3 protein-coding genes and 2 pseudogenes are annotated in these 6,855 nt (G+C 30.3%); all 5 read right to left on the bottom strand.

What is annotated here, in order from left to right; genetic code table 11:
- Positions 1–186: 186 nt before the first annotated feature.
- Positions 187–1,362, bottom strand: a complete 1,176-nt coding sequence (locus B2W91_RS00710; protein ID WP_291578359.1) for an OB-fold nucleic acid binding domain-containing protein — start codon at positions 1,360–1,362, stop codon at positions 187–189.
- 128 nt (positions 1,363–1,490) lie between these two features.
- The gene (locus tag B2W91_RS00705; RefSeq protein ID WP_291578340.1) at positions 1,491–2,348 is read right to left on the bottom strand and encodes an LAGLIDADG family homing endonuclease; all 858 of its coding nucleotides are present in this window, start codon (positions 2,346–2,348) and stop codon (positions 1,491–1,493) included.
- Between the two features lie 501 nt (positions 2,349–2,849).
- Positions 2,850–3,974: pseudogene (gene dnaE, locus B2W91_RS00700) on the bottom strand (DNA polymerase III subunit alpha); the annotation flags it as partial.
- A gap of 331 nt (positions 3,975–4,305) precedes the next feature.
- Positions 4,306–5,553, bottom strand: a pseudogene (gene dnaE / locus B2W91_RS00695) (DNA polymerase III subunit alpha); the annotation flags it as partial.
- Positions 5,554–5,569: 16 nt separating this feature from the next.
- Positions 5,570–6,175 carry a class D sortase gene (locus B2W91_RS00690; protein WP_291578339.1) on the bottom strand — a complete coding sequence of 202 codons (606 nt, stop codon included), beginning with the start codon at positions 6,173–6,175 and terminating at the stop codon, positions 5,570–5,572.
- Positions 6,176–6,855: the final 680 nt, after the last annotated feature.

The raw sequence follows: 6,855 nt of genomic DNA, 5'->3' as shown, positions 1-6,855 counted from the left end.
CAGAGGTGGAGAACTAGCAATTGTATTGCTAGTAAAAAAACTATTAAAAAAGTTAGTTTGATTAAATCTAATTACAACAATAGTGTATATTACTAAAAACAGTATCACCATATATGATTACCAATATTTTTTATATCAATACTTGTAAATAAGAAAAAGCTATGAATTAATCATAGCTTAATCCTATCATTCAACAACCTTTACATTTTCTTCTCCAAAGGTTTCTTTCAATATTTCTATTGTATCATATTCGTTACTAAGCCATGCAGATTTATCTATTAAATAAGATTTTCTATCATCTGCTGTGCATAGATATACTGGAGTATTTCCTTTAAAAGCTTTAAGCCCATTTTTTATTTCATTAACAGTTGGTGTAAGTAAAGTATTATCCTTAATTAAAATATATATTTTATCCTTATTGATATTAATAAGAGGTTTTACTTCCTCACATAATATTTTAGTTTGCTCATCTTCTCTTACTGCCACCCTGCCTTTTACAATTACAATTTCATCTTCATTAACTAAATTTCTGCAGTTTTCAAAGGTTTTAGGAAATACTACAACTTCTATAGTTCCATATAAATCTTCTAAAGTTATAAATGCCATCATAGTGTTATTTCTAGTTGCTTTTCTACTTACAGCAGAAATTAAACCTCCAATTATAACTTTATCTCCATCGCTGACCTTAAGATTTTGCTCATCTAATTCCACTCCATCCTCAAAGCCATCTTCTAAAAGTAAATCTGAGATATTATGACTTGTTTGAAATTTTAAGGATTTTTCATATTCATCAAGTGGATGGCCAGATAAATAAATTCCTGTCATTTCTTTTTCCATGGCTAATAGGTATTTCTTATTAAATTCCTGTATTTTAGGATATTCTATCTCAAAGTTTTTCTCTTCTAAAATCTCTTCAAAAAGACTTATTTGTCCTTTAACATTTCGTTTTTTCTCATTGTGAATTCCATCTAGCACTTTTTCGAATACTGCTGATAATTGTGAACGATAAACACCTAAAGAATCAAAAACGCCTGCCTTTATTAAGCTTTCAACAGCTCTTTTATTTACTTGTGCAGTGTCTATTTTATTGCAAAAATCCATGAATCCAGTAAACTTACCTTTTTCTTCTCTATGTTTTACTATGGATTCAATAACATTTTCTCCAACGTTTTTAATAGCAGAAAGTCCAAATCTTATGGTTTTATCTTTAACAGTAAACTCAGAATAACTTTCGTTAATATCCGGTGGAAGCACACTTATGCCTAATTGGTTAGCAAACCTTATGTAATACGCAACCTTTTCATTACTTCCTTTAACACTATTAAGCATTGCTGCTATAAATTCCGTTGGATAATAATACATCAAATAAGCAGTTTGATATCCAACAACTGCGTATGCCGCTGCCTTTTCCTACTCTTACTTTCATAAGCCTATATACAATATAGTTGTAGGCTGGACTATACCACGTACTAAATGCTTAGTACCTCCTATTATAGTCTCTGAACGTCTTTCCCATGTAATCTTTCGTATTTTCTCATCATTCCAAAAGGTTTATCATAAATTTTCAATTTCAATAATTCAATATTATCCCTAGAAGCAGTTCTTATTAAATATATACCATTATAGTTATTTTTAATAAATTTTATCTTCAAATTATTAAGACCCATATATTCCAACATTTCTTTACACCATTTTATAAATTCAAAAGATGCTGAAGAAATGAAAAATTCTTTTCCATCTTTTCTAATCCACCCATCTCCATCTATAATTCCTCTTATTATATAATTTAAATATATAAGCTCTTGCTCATTTAATAGTGGTTTTGTTAATATATGAGTTTTATTAGAGATTACACCAAACCTTTCTACTTGTTTTACATAATCTTTTCCATAAAATGTTATTCTATATCTATTAAGTTTTCCTTTACTTCCAGGTGAAAACTCTTTAAATTTAATATTTATATACCTAGCTAACATTTCTATAGCATCTTTGTCAGTTAAATCTAAAGTAATACTTCCCCTTTTATCATTCACAGATCCATCTGTTAGTAATAATCCTAAAAAATAAGCTTTTTCATAACTATTTATAAATCTCATTGAGAAATTATAATAAGATTTATTTTCTATTCTCAATTCATTAGAAGATCTTCTTTCAATATTAAATTTCTTTAATTTATTTAAAATAGATTCTCTTGTTTTATATCCATATATTTTTGATATTTCAGTACTACTTTTCCCAGATTTATATAGCTCTATGATTTTATATTCATCAACTCTAGAAACTTTTGATATAGAATACATATTCTGAAACTTCTTTTTAACATCATTTCTACTTGCTAAGTCTACCAACCTTCTATAAGTAAGATTATATCCATATCTATTATTTAAATATAATGCAACCTTATTAGTATCATGATAATTCTCATATAAATATAATATTTTTCTTAGCTCGTTTTTTGAAAATTTATGATTATTTTTTGATAACTTTATTGAAATATCTCTGATTTCTTTTTCTTTTATATTTAGAAAATACTTTTGACTTAAGATTTTTTTAATTTCTCTTATGGTATTACCCTCATCCCTAAGCTTATATATTTTTTTAATAGATCGCTTATCTAAAATAATACCATCTCCTAAAGTACATCTTTATTGGGAAATTTCGCTGCTGATAACCCATTTTATTTTATGTGATTTCATAAAATAAATACTTAGAATTTACTCATATATCATCTACTTAATTTTTTCTGACTTTCGTCCACCATCACATCTGCCTTTACAAACTATGTTGTGGTTTAAGTAGCTTTAGGGCTTCCCAGCAATTTAAGGAGTTTTTAACTATACATCACTATATAGTGCCACACTAAATTTATGGCTTTTGTTGAACGCATAACTTGCAAAATCCATCATTTGGTCAAATATCTTATTTGCTGCATCTTCTGATATATCATTTCTTAAACAACCAGGGACTTCTATATCTCCCTCATCATTTACTATTCCATAAATAAAATTCTTTCTTTCCTCTTCCATGACCTTGTGCTTTTTCTTAGACATAGCTCTTCGCACTAAGTCACTTCTTCCCAGGGAATATCCTCCTAATTTCCTAACTATTTCCATTACCTGTTCTTGGTAAACCATAACTCCATACGTGACATTAAGTATTGGCTCTAGTTGCGGTGTTTCGTAGGTTACTCTGTTTGGATTTTTTTTGCTTTCTACGTATCTTGGTATTTCTGCCATTGGACCGGGTCTATAAAGACTTATCCCCGCTATAATATCCTCTAGTGAATCAGGTTTTAGTTCTTTCATAAAGCTAGTCATACCTGATGACTCCAGCTGGAATACTCCTGCAGTTTTACCTTCTCCTATCATTTTGTAAACTTTTGAGTCTTCAAAATTTATTTTATCTAAATCAATATCAATACCTCGGTTTTGTTTAATATAATTAACTGCATCTCTCATTACTGTTAAAGTACGAAGACCTAAGAAATCCATCTTTAAAAGCCCTAACTCTTCTAAAGTACCCATAGTAAATTGAGTTACAATCATTTCCTCATTTTTTTGAAGAGGTACATAATTTACAAGAGGCTGAGATGCTATAACTACTCCTGCAGCATGAGTTGAACTATGTCTTGGTAGACCTTCTAAATCTCTTGCCACATCAATTAGTTCCTTAACCCTCATGTCGCCTTCATAAGCTTCTTTAAGTTCAGGATTCATATTTAACGCTTTATCAATAGTGATATTTAAAACTGTAGGTATCATTTTAGCTATTCTGTCTACTTCTGCATAAGGATAATTCATAGCTCTACCTACATCTCTAATGCAAGCTCTAGCTGCCATTGTTCCAAAGGTTATAATTTGTGATACATTATTAACCCCATATTTTTCAACAACATAATCAATAACCTTTTGCCTGCCTTCATAGCAGAAGTCACTGTCAATATCTGGCATGCTTACTCTTTCTGGGTTTAAGAACATTTATTGTTAGCCGCAGGCTCTTTATCCTACGCTCTGGAGATTTCTCTCATTTTCATCAGCTAGTCATTTCTAGCTCAGTTTGGACTATATCATCTTAGCAAATCTTAAATGTTTCCTTTATCTTCAATACTATAAATCTGTATATGAATATATGTTTGCTAAGCCCGGCACTCGTGGAGGATATTATTATTTGGCTATTCAATCCTCTAGTCTCTGAACCTTTCTAGTACTTTTATACCTTTCCTAGACTTGGCTGCTGATTAGCATGCATATTTTTTATGTTTAGCCTTCCAGCAATTCACCGAGTTTAACTAGCGCATCTTACTTCACGCTCAAAGAGTAAGCCATATTTTATTGGATCTATTTTTGTTATTCCTAAGGTATAGGCTACTATTGATCCTGCTGCTGAACCTCTTCCTGGTCCAGTTGGTATTCCATTTTCGTTGGCAAATCTTATAAAATCCCAAACGATTAAGAAATAATCAACATAACCCATTTGATTTATGATACCTAGCTCATATTCTAGCCTATCAACTATTTTTTTTGCCTCATCGTTCTCTTTAGTTATTTTTATAACCTCTTCAAAATCAAAAGGCTTTTCTACTAAAGATTTAAAAGCTTCATACCTCTCAAAGAGACCACTATAACAGGTTTTTTTAAGATAATCATAAGGGTCTACCCCCTCCGGTAATGGAAATTTAGGTAATTTTGATTTGTGGAATTCATAATCAAAATTGCATTGCTCTGCAATTTTCACTGTATTCTCTAATGCCTCTGGAACATATCCAAAGATTTTTGCCATTTCCTCAGGAGATTTTAAATAAAACTCGTTAGAAGGATACTTCATTCTCTTTTCATCTTCCATTGTTTTTCCCGTTTGAATACATAATAGTATTTCATGAGATTTTGCATCCTCTTTATTTATGTAGTGAACATCATTAGTACATATTAATGGAATATCACATTCTTTTGATAGTTTAATTAATTGTTCATTAACTCTTAACTGCTCATCCATACCATGATATTGAAGTTCTAAGTAAAAATCTCCATTAAAGATTTCTTTAAATCTTAGTGCTGATTCTTTTGCTTTTTTCTCATTATTTTGACGTAAATAGGATTGGACTTCTCCTCCTAAACAAGCACTACTTGCAATAAGCCCTTCACTATGAGCTTTTAAGAACTCATGGTCAACTCTAGGCTTATAATAAAATCCATCTATGGATGCAGTAGAAACAATCTTCATCAAATTTTCATATCCAACTTCATTTTTTACTAACAACACTAAATGATTGGTTTCATTTTCACTGTTAGCATCCTTAATATGCATAGATTTAGATGCAACATAAATTTCACATCCTATAATTGGCTTAATACCTTCTTCTTTTGCAGCCTTATAGAAATCAACACAACCATACATAGTTCCATGGTCTGTAATGGCTATGGTTTTCATGCCTAATTCCTTGACTTTTTGCACCATTTTACTTATCTTTCCTGAGCCATCTAAAAGACTGTATTCTGTATGGACGTGAAGATGAGCAAAGTTACCTAAATCTATTCTTTCTTCATTGTTTTCCATATAGTTTTATCACATCCTATTCTTTTAGTTTACCTCTCACTATTAACCTTTGTTTCCCATCATCTGTGCATGTAACTAAAGTTATAGTAGCATCCTCTGTAGGATCTAATACTTCTAATGCATCTTCATTTACCACTTCCATGCCACTAACTACATATATATAAGTATTCTCATGAGTTCTAACTTTAATCTCATCCTTATCAGTTAGTCTATGAACATTTAAAAAGAACTCTCCAGTGGTATAGTTTCTATGGCCCGCCACTGCAAAATTTCCTTTTTTACCTGGCATTGCAGTATTTTTAAAGTGACCTACAGCATAATTAAGTATATCCATTTCTGTTCCTTCTTTAACTGCTACTTGTAAATTTATCTTAGGTATTTCCATTATAGCAATAACATCATCAGTAAGAGGAATTTCTTCTTTTTTATCTTCCTGTTCTTTATTTTCTTTAGTTGTCTCATTATTACTATCTTTAATATGATTTAAAGCTGATTCAAAGTTTTCCATCATTTCTTTTTGTTTATTATTAGTTTTAACCTTATTATAAATTCCATAACCAACCATTGAAATTCCTATAACTAATAATACTATACCCAAAACTCTAAAAACTTTGTTTTTCATAGTTCTACCTCATTTCTAGCCTTTATGAAAATCTATGATACCCCAATCATCACGAAAACCTATGGACATGTTTGGTGCAAAATATAATACCTATTTTTAACTAGTTATTTTCTTTTATATGTCTTAATTAATTATACTATAAATGAATAAAATCCAACACTTAATTTAATTCACAATTGTAGATATTTATCAGCTATTGCTGAGAAATTTTGAATCGATTAACTGTAGGGGAGAACAGTGTTCTCCAGAAACTTCAAACCCATACCTATTATTAGATATCGGACATATAAAAATGGCGAACAATGTTCGCCGCTACAAAAGTCATTTAAAGAAATTAATTCACAATTCTTAATTTCTATAGTCTCTCCACAGTATTGGTTAAATTTATTGGTGTTGCTCCAAACTATACTGCACCCTTATACAATTGAAAATTGAAAATGGACAATGGAGAATTATTGATATTTCTCCTAAAAACCTAGACCCATTCCTATTATCGAATATTGGGTATATAAAAATGGCGAACAATGTTCGCCGCTACAAGGTCCTTTAAAGAAATTAATTCGTAAAGATTAATTTCAACAACAATTCTTCATTTTTCATACTTAATTCTTAATTTTTATAGTCTCTCCATAGTATTGGCTAAATTTATTGGTGTTGCTCCAAACTATACTGCACCTCAG

Origin of the sequence: Clostridium sp. UBA6640, from assembly GCF_002455975.1 — a bacterium.
GTDB lineage: Bacteria > Bacillota > Clostridia > Clostridiales > Clostridiaceae > Clostridium_J.
This window is presented reverse-complemented; position numbering and strand designations above follow the sequence as displayed.